Source organism: Streptomyces aurantiacus (assembly GCF_027107535.1).
In the GTDB taxonomy this organism is placed as follows: domain Bacteria; phylum Actinomycetota; class Actinomycetes; order Streptomycetales; family Streptomycetaceae; genus Streptomyces.
This window is the reverse complement of the sequence record NZ_CP114283.1, coordinates 124,749-141,395: the sequence shown is the minus strand read 5'-3', so window position 1 is coordinate 141,395 and position 16,647 is coordinate 124,749. Positions and strand designations below refer to the sequence as shown.

At 73.3% G+C, this 16,647-nt stretch carries 14 protein-coding genes and 1 pseudogene; 8 read left to right on the top strand and 7 right to left on the bottom strand.

Annotated features, from left to right (window positions below; all coding sequences use genetic code 11):
• Positions 1 to 161: 161 nt before the first annotated feature.
• Positions 162 to 677, bottom strand: a complete 516-nt coding sequence (locus tag O1Q96_RS02340; protein WP_269246618.1) for a hypothetical protein — start codon at positions 675 to 677, stop codon at positions 162 to 164.
• 493 nt (positions 678 to 1,170) lie between these two features.
• Between O1Q96_RS02340 and O1Q96_RS02335 the strand changes: the two genes are divergently transcribed.
• Entirely contained in the window at positions 1,171 to 2,223 is a 1,053-nt protein-coding gene (locus O1Q96_RS02335; protein WP_269246617.1) for a PucR family transcriptional regulator, read from the top strand.
• Between the two features lie 60 nt (positions 2,224 to 2,283).
• Here O1Q96_RS02335 and O1Q96_RS02330 read toward each other — a convergent pair whose 3' ends face one another.
• The 3 genes from O1Q96_RS02330 to O1Q96_RS02320 all read right to left on the bottom strand — a co-directional run bounded on the left by O1Q96_RS02330 (position 2,284) and on the right by O1Q96_RS02320 (position 6,920).
• The gene (locus O1Q96_RS02330; protein ID WP_269246616.1) at positions 2,284 to 3,783 is read right to left on the bottom strand and encodes a serine/threonine-protein kinase; all 1,500 of its coding nucleotides are present in this window, start codon (positions 3,781 to 3,783) and stop codon (positions 2,284 to 2,286) included.
• Between the two features lie 287 nt (positions 3,784 to 4,070).
• Entirely contained in the window at positions 4,071 to 5,066 is a 996-nt protein-coding gene (locus O1Q96_RS02325; protein ID WP_269246615.1) for an FkbM family methyltransferase, read from the bottom strand.
• A gap of 30 nt (positions 5,067 to 5,096) precedes the next feature.
• Complete coding sequence (locus tag O1Q96_RS02320; protein WP_269246614.1) at positions 5,097 to 6,920, bottom strand: glycoside hydrolase family 15 protein; 1,824 nt, start codon at positions 6,918 to 6,920, stop codon at positions 5,097 to 5,099.
• A 134-nt stretch (positions 6,921 to 7,054) separates the two neighbouring features.
• Here O1Q96_RS02320 and O1Q96_RS02315 point away from each other — a divergent pair, with 134 nt between their 5' ends.
• From O1Q96_RS02315 to O1Q96_RS02300, 4 genes and pseudogenes are all read left to right on the top strand, one after another.
• A complete protein-coding gene (locus O1Q96_RS02315; protein WP_269246613.1) occupies positions 7,055 to 7,939 on the top strand; it encodes a hypothetical protein in 885 nt (294 codons plus the stop codon).
• 62 nt (positions 7,940 to 8,001) lie between these two features.
• Positions 8,002 to 8,130: pseudogene (locus O1Q96_RS02310) on the top strand (alpha/beta hydrolase); the annotation flags it as partial.
• A gap of 47 nt (positions 8,131 to 8,177) precedes the next feature.
• Positions 8,178 to 8,696 (top strand): SgcJ/EcaC family oxidoreductase, encoded by a 519-nt coding sequence (locus O1Q96_RS02305; protein ID WP_269246612.1) that lies wholly within the window; start codon positions 8,178 to 8,180, stop codon positions 8,694 to 8,696.
• 82 nt (positions 8,697 to 8,778) lie between these two features.
• Positions 8,779 to 9,204, top strand: a complete 426-nt coding sequence (locus O1Q96_RS02300; protein WP_269246611.1) for a luciferase domain-containing protein — start codon at positions 8,779 to 8,781, stop codon at positions 9,202 to 9,204.
• Here the strand turns inward: O1Q96_RS02300 and nicT are convergent.
• The 3 genes from nicT to O1Q96_RS02285 form a co-directional block, all read right to left on the bottom strand.
• On the bottom strand, positions 9,185 to 10,315 hold the full coding sequence (gene nicT, locus O1Q96_RS02295) for a Nickel transporter NicT (protein WP_269246610.1): 1,131 nt from the start codon (positions 10,313 to 10,315) through the stop codon (positions 9,185 to 9,187). The two genes, O1Q96_RS02300 and nicT, sit on opposite strands and share 20 nt — an antisense overlap.
• A 138-nt stretch (positions 10,316 to 10,453) precedes the next feature.
• On the bottom strand, positions 10,454 to 11,284 hold the full coding sequence (locus O1Q96_RS02290) for a L,D-transpeptidase (RefSeq protein ID WP_269246609.1): 831 nt from the start codon (positions 11,282 to 11,284) through the stop codon (positions 10,454 to 10,456).
• Positions 11,274 to 11,783 (bottom strand): SigE family RNA polymerase sigma factor, encoded by a 510-nt coding sequence (locus O1Q96_RS02285; RefSeq protein ID WP_269246608.1) that lies wholly within the window; start codon positions 11,781 to 11,783, stop codon positions 11,274 to 11,276. The genes O1Q96_RS02290 and O1Q96_RS02285 overlap by 11 nt, the downstream gene beginning before the upstream one ends.
• 192 nt (positions 11,784 to 11,975) lie before the next feature.
• Here O1Q96_RS02285 and O1Q96_RS02280 point away from each other — a divergent pair, with 192 nt between their 5' ends.
• The 3 genes from O1Q96_RS02280 to O1Q96_RS02270 are packed head-to-tail and all read left to right on the top strand — an operon-like array spanning position 11,976 to position 16,643.
• The gene (locus tag O1Q96_RS02280; protein ID WP_269246607.1) at positions 11,976 to 13,034 is read left to right on the top strand and encodes a sigma factor-like helix-turn-helix DNA-binding protein; all 1,059 of its coding nucleotides are present in this window, start codon (positions 11,976 to 11,978) and stop codon (positions 13,032 to 13,034) included.
• Positions 13,031 to 14,806, top strand: a complete 1,776-nt coding sequence (locus tag O1Q96_RS02275) for a transglycosylase domain-containing protein (protein ID WP_269246606.1) — start codon at positions 13,031 to 13,033, stop codon at positions 14,804 to 14,806. Before O1Q96_RS02280 ends, O1Q96_RS02275 begins: the two co-directional genes overlap by 4 nt.
• A complete protein-coding gene (locus tag O1Q96_RS02270) occupies positions 14,796 to 16,643 on the top strand; it encodes a SpoIIE family protein phosphatase (RefSeq protein ID WP_269246605.1) in 1,848 nt (615 codons plus the stop codon). Before O1Q96_RS02275 ends, O1Q96_RS02270 begins: the two co-directional genes overlap by 11 nt.
• Positions 16,644 to 16,647 lie beyond the last annotated feature (4 nt).

Sequence of the window (16,647 nt, the reverse complement as noted above, 5' to 3'; positions counted from 1 at the left end):
CCCCAAGGCGGCAGATCAGTGCGGGTTACGGGACAACCTGCAAGCGGTGCTGACAGTAAGAGCGAGCGGTGAGAGCGGTGAGAGCGGTGAGAGCGGTGAGAGCGGTGAGAGCGGTGAGCACGAACGGTGTGGCGGGGACGGCAGGTGTGGTGGGCGGCGGTTCAGCGCCGGACCGGGCGGACCGCCACCGACGTCGGTGACAGGGACTCCTCGACCCAGATCTCGGCGCCCCGCGCCACCGCCTCGGGACTCTTCGCCGCGAGCTTCACCGGCTGGCCCGCGAGGTACACGAGCACCTCGCCGTAGCCGTCCGCCGGGATCGGGGTGACGACGGAGCCCGAACTGCCCACGAGGTCGGAGCCGCGGGGCGTGGCGGAGGGCTCGTCGCGCATGAGGGCCCGGCTGAACCGCCAGGTCAGCCAGCCCGCTCCGGCCCCGGCCCCGATGCCCACCGCGGTGGCGGGCCCGGCCCCGAGTCCGGTCGTACCGAGCACGAGTGCCCCGCCGAAGCCGAGCATCGACACGAACCCGGCGATGACCGGCAGCGACAGCAGCCCGTCGAAGAGCCCGTCCAGGAAACCCGCCCCGCCGAAAAGCCCTTCCAGTACGCCGTCGAAGACGAGCGTCAGGAGCAGCAGAACGATTCCCGCGATGCCGAGACCGAGAAACAGAGTCAACCGGTCCACCTCCCCCGCCTGTGCCGGTCACCTGTGTGGACCGGCATTGTGTCAGGTTCGTACACGTGTGCACATTGCCGGGCCACGGCAGCCTTTACGCGTTCTTGATGCCGCGTCGGCACCTGCCGGACGGACCACCCCGGATCCCTACACCGGTCCGGCATCAAGGGCGCGTAAAGACTGCCGGAATCCGGCAATGCGGCGGGCCCTCGGCCCGGGGCACGATGGTCGGGCAGAAACGGGGGAGCCACGGGGGACGGATCGGGCCCCGGTACCGGAAGACCGTCAGCGGACGTCCGGTACCGGGACCCTATCCCCCTGTTTCTCTTCTCCCCCTTCTCCCGCAATCCCTGGAACCTCCTCCGTGGCGAGTGAGCCGACGTCCCCCGCACATCTGCCGTATCCCGGCAGCGAGACCGGCCCTCGCCGCCCCGCACACCCCCCTCATGCGCTAAAAAGGCGTCAGCGGCTCATCGAGGAACCGGGGGACCAGATGGCGGGGCGGGACATACCGGAGGAGTACCTGGACGGGTACGCGCGCATCCTCGCGGACGCCTCCGCGACCGGCCGCCGGCTGACCCGCGACGAGCTCGACTCCCGGCGAGCGCTGGGCGAGCGGGCCGCCGAGGCGGGCTTCGGACTGCGCGCCCTGGTCGGCGCGCACCTCACCGCCGCCCGCCTGCACTGGCCGGCCACCGCCACCGAGAGCACGCTCGCCGCCGTCGAACAGGCCGTCGACGCGTTCGCCGAGGGCTACGAGAGGGCCCAACTCCTCGCCGTACGCCAGGAGGAGGCCGCGCGCCGGGAGTTCATCGACGACCTCCTGCACGGCCGCAGCGACCTGGGCCTGCTCGCCGAACGGGCCGAACGCTTCGGGCTGCGCCTGTCGCACTCGCACGCCGTCGCCGTGGCGCGCGGCAAGACCGGTTACGACGAGGGGGACACGGTTCCCCGCGAGGTGGAGCGCGCGCTGATCGGCCGGTTCGGCGACCGCAGCGTCCTCGTGACCACCAAGGACGGCCGTCTGGTGTGCATCGCACCCGGCGAACAGGACGACGTGCTCTCCTTCTTCGCCAAGCACGCGTACGCGGCCACCGACGGCGGCCAGGTCGCCATCGGCCGCTCCCAGCCCGGGCCCGGCGGGGTCGTCCAGTCCTACGAGGAGGCCCTGAACGCCCTCGACCTGGCCGACCGCCTGGAGTTCGACACCCCCGTGCTGCGCTCCGCCGACCTGCTCGTCTATCCCGTCCTCGCCCGGGACCGGCAGGCCATGGCCGACCTGGTGCTCAGCGCCCTCGGACCGCTGCGCGGAGCCCGCGGCGGCGCCGAGCCGCTCCTCGACACCCTCACCGCGTACTTCGACTCGGGCTGCGTGGCCGCGGAGGCCGCCCGGCGGCTGTCGCTGAGCGTCCGCGCGCTCACCTACCGGCTGGAGCGCATCCACAAGCTGACGGGGGCGAACCCGGCCGAGCCGGTGCACCGGTACACGCTGCAGACCGCGGTCATCGGGGCCCGGCTGCTGGACTGGCCCAAGAAGGATCTCTGAGGGCCTCACCCTCGGCCCCCTTCAGCCCCCTTCAGCCCCCCTCAGCCCTCCCGGCGCCGCTCAGTCCTCGCCGTCCCCGCCGTCCTCGTCCCCCGCCTCGTCCTCGTCGCCGACGTACTCGCCCGGCCCGGCCTGCGGGCCCTTGTCCGGCTTCTCCGCCTTGTTCCCGTCGTCCGCGGGGCCCGGCGGGACCACCGGGACCTCCTCCGAGACGGAAGGTGACGCGGAGGGCTCCGAGTTGACGTCGGGAGTGGTCTGCGGCTCCTCGGTCCGGGGCACCGTGCCCGCCGCGGGCTCCACGGGGGCCGGGTCGGAGGCCCCACCGGCCCCGGATCCGGCTGCCGGGCCCGCCGAGGGCGCCGAGCCCCCCTTGCCGGAGTCCCCCGCGGTGTTGTCCGGCGAGAACATCGACATGCCGGCGAGCACCGCGAGGACGAAGAGCACGGCACCGGCGAGGATGCCGAACACCCGGGGCCGTCTGCGGACCGCGGTCCCGACAGCGCCCCGGCCGCCGGCGGCCGGCCGCGCGCGGCGCGAAGGCCCGGAGCGGGCGGAGTGCGACGCGTGGGCCGAGTGGTCGGCGCGGGTGGAGTGCGCGGCCGGGGCGGCGGCCTGCGGCAGCCGGTACGTCGTCGGGGACCCGGAGTCCGCGCCACCGGACCGTGGTGGCGCGGCCGCGTAGGACTGCTGGGTCACCGGCTGCCGCGCCCGCGACGACCGGGTTCCCGGACCCGAGGACGACGCCGGTGAGGCCACCGGCAGCGGCTCGGCCCGCCCCTGCCAGGATCCCGCGGCGAACCAGTCCGCGACCTCCTGGGCCGTGGGCCGGTCCTCGGGCTGCTTGGCGAGGAGGCCGAGGAGGTAGTTCTCGAAGGCGGGCGGCAGCTGGACGCCGCGCTCGCGGGGCGGCACCGGCGCCATGTCGATGTGCTGGTGCAGGGTGACCGTCGCGCTCTCCCCCTGGAACGGCGGTCTCCCGGTGAGGAGTTGGTAGAGCACGCAGCCGAGGGAGTACACGTCGGAGGCCGCGGACGCCGGGCGGCCGAGGGCCCGCTCGGGGGCGAGGTAGAGGCTGGTGCCGACGATCTGGCCGGCCGTGGTGAGCGCGGACGAGGGGTCGTCGACGAAGCGGGCGATGCCGAAGTCACCGATCTTCACGGTGCCCTGGGCGTCCGCGAGGAGGTTGCCGGGCTTGATGTCCCGGTGCACGATCCCCTCGCGGTGCGCGGCGGCGAGCCCGGCGGCGGCCTGGGCGGCGACGACGGCCACCCGTTCCGTCGTGAGGGTGCCGGACGCGGTCAACTCCTGGGCGAGACTGCGGCCTTCGACCAGTTCCATCACCAGATAGAAGCGGTCGTCCCAGGCACCGAAGTCGAAGACGGCGACGACGTACGGATGACTCAGCCTCGCCGCCGTCTGCGCCTCCAGCCGGAACCGCGCGGCGGCCGCGCTGTCCGCCTCGTCCCCCAGCAGCAGCTTGACGGCCACGGACCGGCCGAGCACCTCGTCGGATGCCTGCCACACCTCGCCCATCCCACCGCGGCCAATGGACGCGTGCAACCGATACCGCTCCGCGACGAGCACCAGCGAATCATCCTCAACACAGCAGAAGGCCAACACGACTACCGCGAACGGCACTTCATGCGACGCAGAAGCGCAGGTGGGGGGAGATCCGCAGCAGGGGTCAGCCTACCGACACGCGACCGGGCCGATGTCCCGCCGGAGCGAGGGGCGCGGGCACCGGCGGCTCCGCCGCGCCCGCGCGCCCGTCCCGGCTCGGCCGGGGGACCACAATCCGGCCGGTTTCCCGCCCCCGGAAGGGCGGGAAACCGCACGGCCGGCCCAACTCAGCCCGTGACAGGCTCACTTGACTCGGGCCGCATCATCACACAGTCGAACTCGACGACCCGTCCGGTGGCGGGCTCCCGGGTCACGGGATACATCCCGGTCACCCCGAACCCCGCGGCCTCGTACGCGGCGATGGCCTCGCCCATCCCCGGGCTGCCCTCGTAGAGCTGGAGCGCCGCGACCTCGGACTGCATCCCGACGAACTCCGAGATCCGCTCCCCGGCCCCGGCGAACACCTCCATGTCGAAACCCTGCGTGTCCATCTTCAGATAGGGCCGGGGATCGGCGATGCCCTCCAGCGCCTTCTGCAGCACGTCGTCGAGCCGCCGGATCTCGATCTCCTCGGTGCGCCCCTTGGCGAACCGCTTGTACCGCTCCTTGCCGTACTCACTGGGCGGCAGCAGGGAGTTCATGGACTTCCAGTCGATGGAGATCGACTGGACGGCCTCCTCGCGCCCGAGCGCGAAGTTGTACACATGCCAGTCGGGGTCCTTCTCCGCGGACCGCTGGAGCTTCGCGAACGTGTCGGAGACCGGCTCGAACGACACGATGCGCCCCGTGTAGCCGAAGCGCCGCAGGCCCTTCCCGTACTGCCCGGTGTTGGCCCCGACGTCGAAGACACAGTTCACCCGGTTGAGTTCCAGCAGCGCGGCCACGTGCTGAGTGCACAGGTAGTGGGCCGCGGCGAGCTGGAACTCCCGTTCCCCGCTCGCCGGCACCTCCTCGTCGAGGAGCAGTCGCGCGCCGGTGTCACCGAAGGGAACGCTCTTCATGCTCCGCTTCGTGGAGCCGCGCGCCACCACCCAGGTATCCGCGCCGGCGTCCGTGACGGCGTACCGCCCCTTCCCGTGGGTGACCAGATCGGCCCCACTGCCCACGGGCAGGACGGTGCGATCGCCCCGCCGGAACACCACGGCGGTACCGGGACCGACATCGACCACCTTCACGCCTATCCGGGGAAGGATCCTGAGCAGTCTTCTGTAAAGGGTCTGCATCCGGTCAGCCTCGCAGAAGACGTCATGGATTCACTCGTACTTCACCGAACAACCTTTTCGCGAGTGGTGCGTCGCGTGGCGGTCCAGTTCGTACGCCGCTCTGATGAGCGGCACGTGGGTGAACGCCTGAGGGAAGTTGCCCAGTTGGCGTCGGGCGAGGGGGTCGTACTCCTCGGCCAGGAGGCCGACGTCGTTGCGCAGGAGCAGCAGCCGTTCGAACAGGTTGCGGGCGTCGTCCTCGCGGCCGGTCAGCCGCAGGGCGTCCGCGAGCCAGAAGGAACAGGCCAGGAAGGCGCCCTCGCCGCCGGCGAGGCCGTCGGGGCCCTCGGCCGCGCCGGAGCCCGTCGAGTAGCGGCGGACCAGTCCGTCGCCGGTCGCCAGCTCGCGCTCCACGGCGGTGACCGTGCCGACGACCCTCGGGTCGTCCGGCGGCAGGAATCCGGTGCGCGGGATGAGCAGCAGCGCGGCGTCGAGCGCGCGCGATCCGTAGGACTGCGTGAACGTGGCGCGTGCCGGGTCGAAGCCCCGCTCGCAGACCTCCCGGTGGATACGGTCCCGGATCTCGCGCCAGTGGGTGACGGGCCCGGGGCGCCCGTGGTCCTCGGCCATCCGGACCGCGCGGTCGAAGGCCACCCAGCACATGACCTTGGAGTGGACGTGGTGACGGGGTTCGCCGCGCATCTCCCACAGGCCCTGGTCGGGCCGGGACCACACCTTCTCCAGGTGGTCGAGCACGGCCCGCTGGAGCGCGATCAGATGCCGCTGGGGGCGCAGGCCGGAGCTCAGCGTCAGGGCGAGGGTGTCCATCAGCTCGCCCGGCACGTCCAGCTGTTGCTGCAGGGCGGCCCCGTTGCCGATCCGCACCGGCCGCGAACCCTCGTACCCGGCGAGCCAGTCGGCCGTCCACTCGGTGAGCCGGCGCTCGCCGCCGATGCCGTACATGATCTGGATGTCCTGGGGCCGCCCCGCCACCGCCCGCTCCAGCCAGCCCCGCCAGGCGTCCGCCTCGGCGGTGAAGCCGCTGCGCAGCAGCGCCTCCAGGGTCATGCCGGCGTCACGCAGCCAGCAGAAGCGGTAGTCCCAGTTGCGTACACCGCCGGGCTGCTCGGGCAGGGAGGTGGTGGGGGCGGCGACGATCCCGCCGGTCGGCTCGTAGGTGAGTGCCTTGAGGGTGATGAGGGAGCGGACGACCGCGTCACGGTAGGTGCCGTCGTACGTGAAGGGGCGCAGCCACTCGCTCCAGTACTCCTCGGTGCGGCGCAGCGCGTCGAAGGGATCCACGGGCTCGGGGGCGGGCAGGTGGGAGGGCTGCCAGGTCAGCACGGAGGGGATCCGTTCGCCCGCGGTGACGGTGAAGTCGGCGGTGTGGACCTCGCCGTGCGCGGCCAGCGGGACGGGGGTGGACAGCCACACCGACTCGGGTCCCGCGATGCCGTTCAGCTGCCCGTGCACACGGTGCATCCACGGCACCACGCTGCCGTACTCGAAGCGCACCCGCAGGTCCATGCGCAGGTCGACCGTGCCGGACAGGCCCTCGACGACGCGTACGACACAGGGGGCGCCGTCGCGGCGCGGCATGAAGTCGACGACGGTGGCCCGGCCGGTGTCGGTCTCCCACTCGGTCTCCAGGACGAGGGAGTCGCCGCGGTAGCGGCGGCGGGAGGTCAGGCCCTCGTCGACGGCCACCGGGGCGATCCGCCACCGGCCGTTGTTCTCGTCGCCCAGCAGCGCGGCGAAGCAGGCGGAGGAGTCGAAGCGGGGCAGGCACAGCCAGTCGAGGCTGCCGTCGCGGCCGATGAGGGCCGCGGTCAGCAGGTCTCCGACGAGGGCGTAGTCCTCGATCCGTCCCGGCATGGGGCCAGTCTGGGCGCGGGAGCGGGCGCGGGCATCTCGGGCTCACCCGGTCGGCCCGGTGCGCTGGTGGGACGTGCCCCGCGGTGGTGCCGTGGGACGAGATCCACCGTCGCCAGGAGCCGTAGGAGGCATCCGTGCTGAACCGTCCGTCCCGCCGGCCCCGGCGTACCGTCCCTGTCCTCGCCCCGGCCCTGGCGGCGGCCGCGCTGCTGACGACGGCCGGCTGCTCGGGCGGTGACGGCGGCGCCGGGACGGCGGCGGGCGAGCGGGCGGCCTCCGCCTCGCCCGTGGCCGCACGGGCGGCGTCACCCTCGCCGTCGGTCACCGTCGCCCCCACCCTCACCGAGGCGCAGGCGAAGTCCGCGCTGGTCACCGCCGAGGACCTGGGCGGCGACTGGGAGCAGACCCAGGGCGCGGCGACCTGGCGGGACGCCCTCCTCAAGGGGAAGGCGGACGTCGGCGACTGCCAGCGGCTGCTCGACGGCCTGTACGCCGAGAACCTGCTGGGCGAGCCCGCCGGGGCCCGCGCGGTGGCCGGGTTCGACGACGCCGACGACGGGGCGCAGCTGCGGTACCAGGTCGGGGCGTACGACCGGGCGGCACTGGACGCCTCGCTGGACTGGCTGCGGAAGGTGCCGGACACCTGCGGGCAGTTCACGGCCACGGACGTCCGCGGCGGGCAGGTCACGGTCCAGGCCGTCGCCGCGCCGCTGCCCGGCGTGGGCGAGGCCCGCGAGGGCCTGCACGTGACCGTGACCGGCGAGACCTCGTACCTCAGCCTGGACTTCGCCGCCGTACGGGTCGGCGACAGCGCGCTCTCCCTCACCAACGGCGGCCTGGCCGACATCGACAGCGACGACACCCGGCGGGCCGCCCAGCTCGGCACCCAGCGCCTCCAGGAGGTCCTGGCCGGCCGGACACCCGCGGCCCGGCCCTCACAGAGCGAGGGGCGGGGTGACGGGCGGAGCGACGAACAGGGTGACGGGCGGGGCGACGGGCGCGAGGACGAACAGGGCTGATCCCGCGGGCCCGGTACAGGGCCTGGCAGGTCCGGCAGGTCCGGCAGGTCCGGCAGGTCGGAGCGGGGCGGGTCAGGCGGGCGTGGGCGGCCGACCTGCGGCACACCACCGTCTCGCGCGGCCACTTCATGGCGGAGGAGGCTCCCGACGAGGTGGTCGAGGCGGTACGGGACCTGCTGAACGACGCGTGAGATCCCCCCTTGACCTCAAGCATTCTTGAGGTTGGAGGCTGGTCCCCATGAACACAGCAACGAACAAGCACACGGCGGACGCCGACGCGACAGACGGCGACACCGCGGACGGAAACGTGGCAGACGGAAGCGCCACGGTCGTGGACGTCAGGGGCGCGGGCGGACAGGACCGGCGTGCCGACATCGAGGCCATCGAGCAGGTGGTCGCCGCGGTCGAGCACGCCCAGCGCAACGAACTGCCCGACGCGTTCGTGAGCCTCTTCCGGCAGGACGCGATCTGGACCACCGGGCACGGCAGGAGACTCATCGGCCGGGACGAGATCTCCGAGTTCACGCACCGGGTACTGCCCGGAGCGATGCGGGACATGACGGCCACATACGAAGTGGTGCACGTGCTGTTCGTCCGGCCGGACGTCGCCGCCGTCAAGGTCCGCCAGCGGTACGCGACCCTCGACGGCCGGCCCGTGGAGGGCAGCCGGGAGGGCAGCCCGCTCTACGTGATGGCCAGGGAGGACGGGCGCTGGCTGCTGACCGCCTGCCAGAACACGCAGGTCATGGAGGAGTGATCGGGTAACCGGCCGTGCGAGGGGAGTAGTGGCAGGTGGCTGGGGGTGGTCCTCCAGGTGAAGCGTGAGCGAGTATGGGGTCATGACCGCGGCCCCTCGCGCCATGGCTCTCCTGGAGACCTGGCCGAACCTGGTAAGTGGCCCGCCCCGGTGCGCCGTTGGGCATGCCTTCGCTTCGGCGGGACACGAGATCGTCCACTTCCACTCCGACGACTCCGCCGACCTCTGCCTCACCTCCACGGCGGTCGAGCGCCTGCTTCCCCAACTCCTGCACACCAGCGCCATCAGAGTCCGCCCCGGCGCGTCATGGATCACCGTGCTCCTGGACTGCGACGCGGACGTCCAGCTCCTGCTCGGCCTCGTGAGCCTCGCCCTGAAGGAGCAGGGCGTGGTCCCGCCCCGCCGCCCGTCACCGCCCTGCGACTGGGAGCGTCCGGCGGCCGTCCCCGGGCCTCGTCCGGGCGCGGCCCGCCGCGTGGTGGACCGGATCATGGCGCACGGCCACTGAGCTCCCCTCCGGCGGGCTGTGCCTGGGGCTCACGCAGGCCCGCCGTCCACCGCTCCTCGATCCGCCCGACCCGCCACACCACCAGCGCGACCGCCCAGGTGGCGACGAACAGCCCCACGATGACGAACCCGACGACGTTCAGGTCGACTCCGGCCACCCCATCCCAGAACTCCCCGTGCAGGGAGAACCGTTCGGCGAGCAGATCGAGGAGTTCCACGGTCCCGACGAGGAGGGCGACCGCGACCGACAGCCCGGTGACGGTGAGGTTGTAGTAGACCTTGCGCACGGGCTTGGAGAAGGCCCAGCCGTACGCGAAGTTCATGAACGAGCCGTCGATCGTGTCGAGGAGCGACATGCCCGCGGCGAACAGCACCGGCAGGCACAGGATCGCGTACCACGGCAGCCCGGAGGCGGCCCCGGACCCGGCGAGCACCAGCAGCGCGACCTCGGTGGCGGTGTCGAAGCCGAGCCCGAACAGCAGCCCCAGCGGGTACATCTGCCACGGCCTGGTGATCGACCTCGTGACCCGGCCCAGCAGCCGGTTCAGCAGACCGCGGCTGTTCAGCTGCTCCTCCAGCGCGGCCTCGTCGAAGCGTCCGTGCCGCATCTCCCGGAAGACCTTCCAGATCCCGGCGAGGACCACGAGGTTGACCGCGGCGATGAGGTACAGGAAGGCCCCGGACACGGTCGTGCCGACCAGCCCGGTGACGTCGTGCAGGCGGGAGCCGTCGTCCGTGACGGGCCCGGCGACCGCCTTCACGCCGAGCGACAGCAGGAAGGCCAGCGCGAACACGACACTGGAGTGCCCGAGCGAGAACCAGAAGCCGACCGACAGCGGCCGCTGCCCCTCGCTCATCAGCTTCCGCGTGGTGTTGTCGATCGCGGCGATGTGGTCGGCGTCGAAGGCGTGCCGCATGCCGAGCGTGTACGCGGTCACACCGATGCCGATCCCGAAGGACTTCGTCCCGATGCTGTGGTGTTCGGGCGCCACGATCGCGACGAGCGTGAACCAGCCGATGACGTGCAGCGCCACGATGAAGGCGGCCATTCCGCCGAGCCGCACCCACTCCTCCCGGTTGAGGGAGGCACGCCAGGAGGAGCGGGTGGTCATCGGGGGTTCGCCTCACGTGCGTCCGGTGGAACTGTCCCCACCCTCACGCCACCTGGGCGCACCTGCAACTAATGCGCAGTAAAGCTCGCCCCAGGACTTGGCCCGCAACAGGTCCGCGGCAGGGAAAGTCCGCGCGCCTCAGGAGCGCGAGTCGCGGCCCGCGGTCGCCGAGGCCACCGGTGGCGCCAGGGAGGCGGGGGACTCGGGGGACGCCCTCTCCGGTGGCGCCGGGGACGCCGTGCTCCGCGCGGCCGGAGTCGCCGGGGCCGAGCTCAGCACCTGCACCACCGACCCCGGCCTGAGCTCCTTGTAGAGCCACATCGCGTCGTCGGACCGCAGACCGATCGCGCCACCGGTGATGTCGTAACCGCCGGGCGCCTTCTCGTTCCAGCTGAGGGCGAGGAGGTAGTTCGTACGGCCGTCGGGACCGCGCAGGGTCATCACCCAGGTCGTCTTGAGGTCGTACTCCTTCCCCTCGCCGAAGCCCGCCGTCTGGCCCGGCACCGTCGCGGTCGGGTACTTCGCGGTGACCGTCATCAGCCCCGTCGGCGTCGGCGTCCGGGCCCTCCCGGAGGAGATGGGCAGGGTCCGGCCCTCGGCGATCAGTTCGCGCCGGGAGAGATCCACGGTGGCGGCGACCGGGGCCGCGGAGGGCTCGGTCGTGGCCGACGGTGTGTGCGCGTAGGAGGCGGCGGGCGGAGTCGACCGGGTGTCCCCGTCACCGGTGAACGCCACGGTCAGGACCAGGGCCAGCGCCCCCGCACCGGCGGCGCCCGCCGCGGCCAGCGCGGCCCGCCTGCGCCGGCGGCGGCCCACCGCGCGACGGCGGATCTCCGCCCCCGCCACGGGCACGGGTGTCTCGTGCTGCTGGGCCAACTCGTGCAGGGCGACGGTCAGTTCGGATCCGCCGGGGCCCACGCCAGGGTCCTCGCCCGGGTGCCCTCGACCGGGCGTGAGTTCATCGGACACGGCCGCCCTCCCTCTCACCCAGTTCGTCGGCCTCGCCGAGCCGCCGCGCCAGTGCCGCCCGGCCACGGGACAGCCGGGCCTTGACCGTGCCCACCGGCGCACCGGTTTCGGAGGCTACCTGTTCGACACTCAAGTCGCACAGATGGTGCAGAACGACAGCCATGCGCTGCGCCTCCGGCAGCTCCCGCAACGCCCCCACCAGTACCGCCCGTTCCGGCCCCGGTCCGGGCGTGTGCTCCGGCGGCGGATTGCGGCGCACCAGTTCCAGCCAGCGCCGGGCCCGCCGCCAGCGGCTCACGGCGAGCCGCATCGCGACCGTGCGTATCCACGCCTCGGGCGCCCCCTCGGCGAGGAACTCCCGCCGCCGGTCCCAGGCACGCACGAACGCCTCCTGGACGACGTCCTGCGCCTCGCCGTGATCCCCGGTGAAGGCAAAGAGCTGCCCGGTCAGCCGGGGGAACGCGGCGGCGTAGAAGCCGTCGAACTCCTCCTCGGTCATACCCCGCCCCGCCCTCTGCCGCTGTCGTCGTGTTCGGCGTGCAACCCGGTCGCCTCCGCCGTGCGTACAGGTCTCGTACGTCACAGACGTCACAGAGGGCACGGAGGTTTCGGACGCCGCGTACATCGAAGCACAAGCACCACACAGGTCTGAGCCGGAGGGAGTGGCGCGCACCGGCGCGCTCGACTGACCATGGACGACGACTTCACCGCCCGTGCCGGGGCGTACTGGCCCCGGCTCACGCGTACGGCCCGTCTGCTCACGGGGAACGCCGCCGACGCGGAGAGACACGCGAGAGCGGCCCTAGCGGAGGTGTACGCACGGCGCCGGACCCCGGGCGACGACGCGGAGTTCTACGTCCGGCGGGCTCTGGTGCGTGGCTTCACGCGGCGGCGGCCCCGGCCGCTCGCCCGGTCCGGGCAGGCGCCGGAGCCGTACGTCCCCGACCCGCTCGACCCGCTCACCGAGGTGCTCGCCGCCCTTCCGCCCCGGCGACGGGCCATTGCCGTCCTGCGGCACTGGGACGGTCTGTCCCCTCGCGAGATCGCCGCGCTCCTCAACTCCTCGCCGGGGGCGGTCAAAGCGGTCGGACGCCGGGCGGAGAAGGCCCTGCGCGCCCATCCGGCACACGGCAAGGCTCCCCACGCTGGGAGGCCGCCCGTGTCCCGGCCGGTCCCCGTCGCCGAGGTCGAGGCGGCGGGCCGCACGCGCCGCCGCCGGCGCCGGCGCACCACGACCCTGCTCACGTCGGCGGCGGCCCTGCTCCTCGCGCCCCTGGTCGTGGGGGCCGTGCGCGGCACGGCCGGCGGGTCCGGCGACGGCTCGACTCCCCCGGCCAGGACGGCGGTTCGCGTCGTCACGCCCGGCGAACGCGTGAGCGCCGCACCCGGTGTGCAGTTCTGGCTCACCAAGGACGGCACGCACTGGTCGACACCGCGGCAGCCGAAGCAGTTCCGCGGCGCGGGTGAGGGCGAGGGCCCCGCCCTGACCGTCCGGTCGGCCCCCACGGCCGGGAAACGGCTGTTCCTCTCCGGCGTCCACCGGGGCACCCGCGAGGCGTCCCGCGTCGAACTGACCACTCCCGACGGCACGTTCACCGCCCGTGTCCTCACCCTGGCGGGAGCGCCCGGCTGGTCGGCCTGGTACGCGGACTCCCAACTCCCCGACACACAGCAGCCGTTGAAGGACGTCACCGTGAAGGCCTACGACTCCGCAGGCAAGATCCTCGCCCGGACGGACACCCCCTCATGAGCGCCCGTGACCGGCTGCACGGCGTCGGCTCCCGCCTCCGGCGGGCCCGCCTCCGGCTGCGCCGCACCCGCGTCCGCCGCCTGCGCCGCGCCCTGGCCGCGCTGCTGGCGCTGTTCCTGTCGGCGTGCGCCGCGCTCGTCGTCGCGTACCGGATGACCGGCATCCCCGACCCGCACCCCGAGACCGTCAGCCAGAGCACGGTCTTCGTGGACGCCGAGGGCGAGTACCTGGGCCGCCGAGGACCGGTCGACCGCCAGGACATCCCCCTCCGGCAGGTCCCGCGGCATGTCCAGGACGCCGTGATCGCCGCCGAGAACCGCTCCTTCCGTACGGACTCCGGGGTCGCCCCGACGGCGATCCTGCGGGCCGCGCTCGCGGCCGTGACGGGCGGCGAGCGCCAGGGCGGTTCCACGATCACGCAGCAGTACGTGAAGAACGCCCTGCTGACCCCCGAGCAGTCCCTCGAACGCAAGGCGCACGAGGCACTGATCGCCGTGAAGCTGGACCGCACGCGGTCCAAGGCCGACATCCTGGCCGGCTACCTCAACACCGTGTACTTCGGGCGCGGCGCCGCCGGTGTCGAGTCGGCCGCACGGAACTACTTCGGCGTCGGCGCGCGGGACCTGACCGTCTCCCAGGGCGCGGCCCTCGCGGCGATCCTCAACCTGCCCTCGTACTACGAGCGGGCGGGCGCGGACACCAAGGTGACGGGGACGCTGGAGCGCCGCTGGGCGTGGGTGCTCGACGCGATGGCGGACTCGGGCGCGATCAGCGGCCGCGAGCGGACGGCCGCCCGGTTCCCCGCCTTCCGCTTCTATCCGCCGGGCGGCACCGACGGGCAGCGCCAGTACCTGATCGACGCGGCGTCCGCCGAGGCCGCCGACCGGCTCGGCATCACGGAGGACGAGCTGGCGCGCGGCGGCTACAAGGTGCACACCACCTTCGACCTCGGCCTCCAGGACGAGACGGCGGAGCTGGTGCGCGAGCGGACGCCCGCAGACGTGAAGGGCGTCCGGCTGCACACCGCCGTCGTCGCGACCGTGCCCGGTGACGGCGCGGTCCGTGTGCTGTACGGCGGGTCGGACTACGCGCACCAGCCGTTCAACGACGCCGTCGACGGGGCGGTCGAGGCGGGCACGGTCCTCGACCCGTTCGCCTTCAAGGGCATGCGGCGCGACGGCCCGCTGGGCAGCCTCGCCGAGGAGATGGCGCCCACGCCGCTGCGCCTCAACTCCGCGTACGCCACCCTTGCCGCCGGCGGCAGGCACGCGACCCCGTACACGGTCGCGAAGATCACCAGGGCGGGCCGTACGGTCCACACCGCGCGTCCGAAGACGCGTACGGCGATGCACGAGAAGGAGGCGGCGCTCATCACCGAGCTGCTGAACGAGCAGGTCGCGCCGCCGGTCGCACCGGACAGCGCGTACGTGCCGGCCGCGACCGTGCCCGACCAGCCGGTCAGCCACTCCGCGGGCGCGGGCAGCGGGCCGGGCACGCGGACGGTGTGGCAGAGCGTGCACTCGCCGCGACTCGCCCTCACCCTCGCCCTGTTCGCCGAACGCGGCGGAAAGCCCGCCCGGGTCGCGGGCCTCACCGGCACGCTCCCGCCCGCCGAGTACGCGGCGCTGGAGACGAAGGACATCTGGCAGCTGGCCGGCTCACCGGGAGGCCGGGCCCCGGAGTCGGCGGTGCCCGCGCCCGCGGTCACCCGGACAGACCCGCCCGTTGGTGGGCAGGAAGGCGCCGTGGTGCCGTGGAAGGGTGCCCGGTGACCAGGTCCAGCCCACACCGCGCGTCCTGCTGACCCAGGCGGAGCTGGCGGCACTCGCCGACGCGGTGCACCGTGCCGAAGGGGTGCGGGAACCCGCGGAGCGGCTGCTCGACGAGCTGACGCTGACCCGGCGGCTCCTCGACGGCTGCCCGGCCGGCATCGCCGTCCTCGACACCGAGCTGCGCTACCTCTATCTCAACGACGCGCTCGCCCTCCTCAACGGCGTCCCGGCCGCCGAGCACATCGGCCGCCGGCTGCGGGACGTACTGCCGGGCCTGGAGTCCTCGGAGCAGCTGCTCCGGCAGGTGCTGCGGACAGGGGTTCCGCAGGTCATCACGGTCGGCGGGCAGACCCCGGCCGACACGGCGCGGGACAACCGCTGGTGGCTGGGCGCCTACCACCGGCTGTCCGCGCCGTCCGGTGAGGTCCTCGGCGTGGCCGGAGTCCTCCTGGAGGTCACCGACGCGCTGCGCGGCCGCGAGGACCTCGTACGGGCGCGCAACCGGATGGCGCTGCTCGACGAGGCGAACCGCAGCACCGGCGCGACGCTCGACCTCCGCCAGGCCTGTCAGGCGCTGGCCGACCTGCTGGTGCCGCGCTTCGCGGACTACGCGGCGGTGGACGTGGTGGACCCGGAGGGCACCCCCCGGGTGCCCTCCGACCGCTATCCGCTGCGTCTGCGCCGCATCGCGCTCGCCACCACCCCGGACCTGGCGGAGGTGTCCTCCCCGCTCGGCCTCCTCGGCGAGTTCGTCGTGCACCGGGCCGAATCCCCCATGGCCCGCGTACTGGCCGACCGCCGGCCGCTCGTCCTCAGCCACCCCGACGACGAGGCCATGCGTCAGTTCTCACCGTCGGCCGAACGCAAGGAGCACTACCTCCGGATGGGGGCGCACTCGGGGATCTTCCTGCCCCTGACGGTCCACGAGGAACTGGTGGGCGCGGTGATGGTGTTCCGCACCGGCGACTCCCCCCGGCTCACCGACGCGGACGTCGAGCTGCTGGGCGACCTCACCGCCCGTGCCGCCACGGGCATCGCCCACGCGGTCCGCTTCACCCGCGAGCACGAGACGGCCCTGGAGATGCAGCGGGCCTTCCTGAACGCACCCACGGTGACGGGCCCCGGTGTGGAGACCCTGGGCCGCTATCTCCCGGCGGGCTCGGGGGCGGAGGTGGGCGGCGACTGGTTCGACACGCTCGCGCTTCCGCACGGCCGGACCCTGCTGGTGGTGGGGGACGTCATGGGCCACGGGGTCCGCGCGGCGGCGGCGATGAGCGAGTACCGCTCGGTCCTGCGCACCCTGGCCGTCCAGAGCAGCACCCCGGACTTCATCCTGCTCCAGGCCGAACGGACCGCGCTCACCCTGGAGCTGGACCGGGTGGCGACCTGCCTGCTGGCCCTCCTGGACCCCCGCCGGGAATGCGCCACCTTCTCCAACGCCGGCCACGTCCCCCCGCTCCTCGTCACCCCCGACGGCACCCGGACCCTGCTCAGCCTCCCCGTCGCCCCGCCCCTGGGCGTGGGCCTCGGCTCCTTCTCGGCCACCACGGTCCCCGTCCCGCCGGGCTCGGTCCTCCTCCTGTGCACCGACGGCCTGGTCGAACGCCGCGACCGCGACATCGAGACCGGCCTCCACGCCCTCGCGACCCTCCCCATCAACCCGGCCGCGCCCCTCCCCACCCTCCTCGACACGGTCATCACCCACCTGGACCCGTCCACATCGGAGGACGACGTCGCCGTCCTCCTGGCCCGCACGGGCCCCACGAACCCGGAGACACCCCCACTGGGCTGGCTCCCCCAGGACTGGGTGAGGGGGCGGGGCTCAGCGCCGGGGTGAGCCC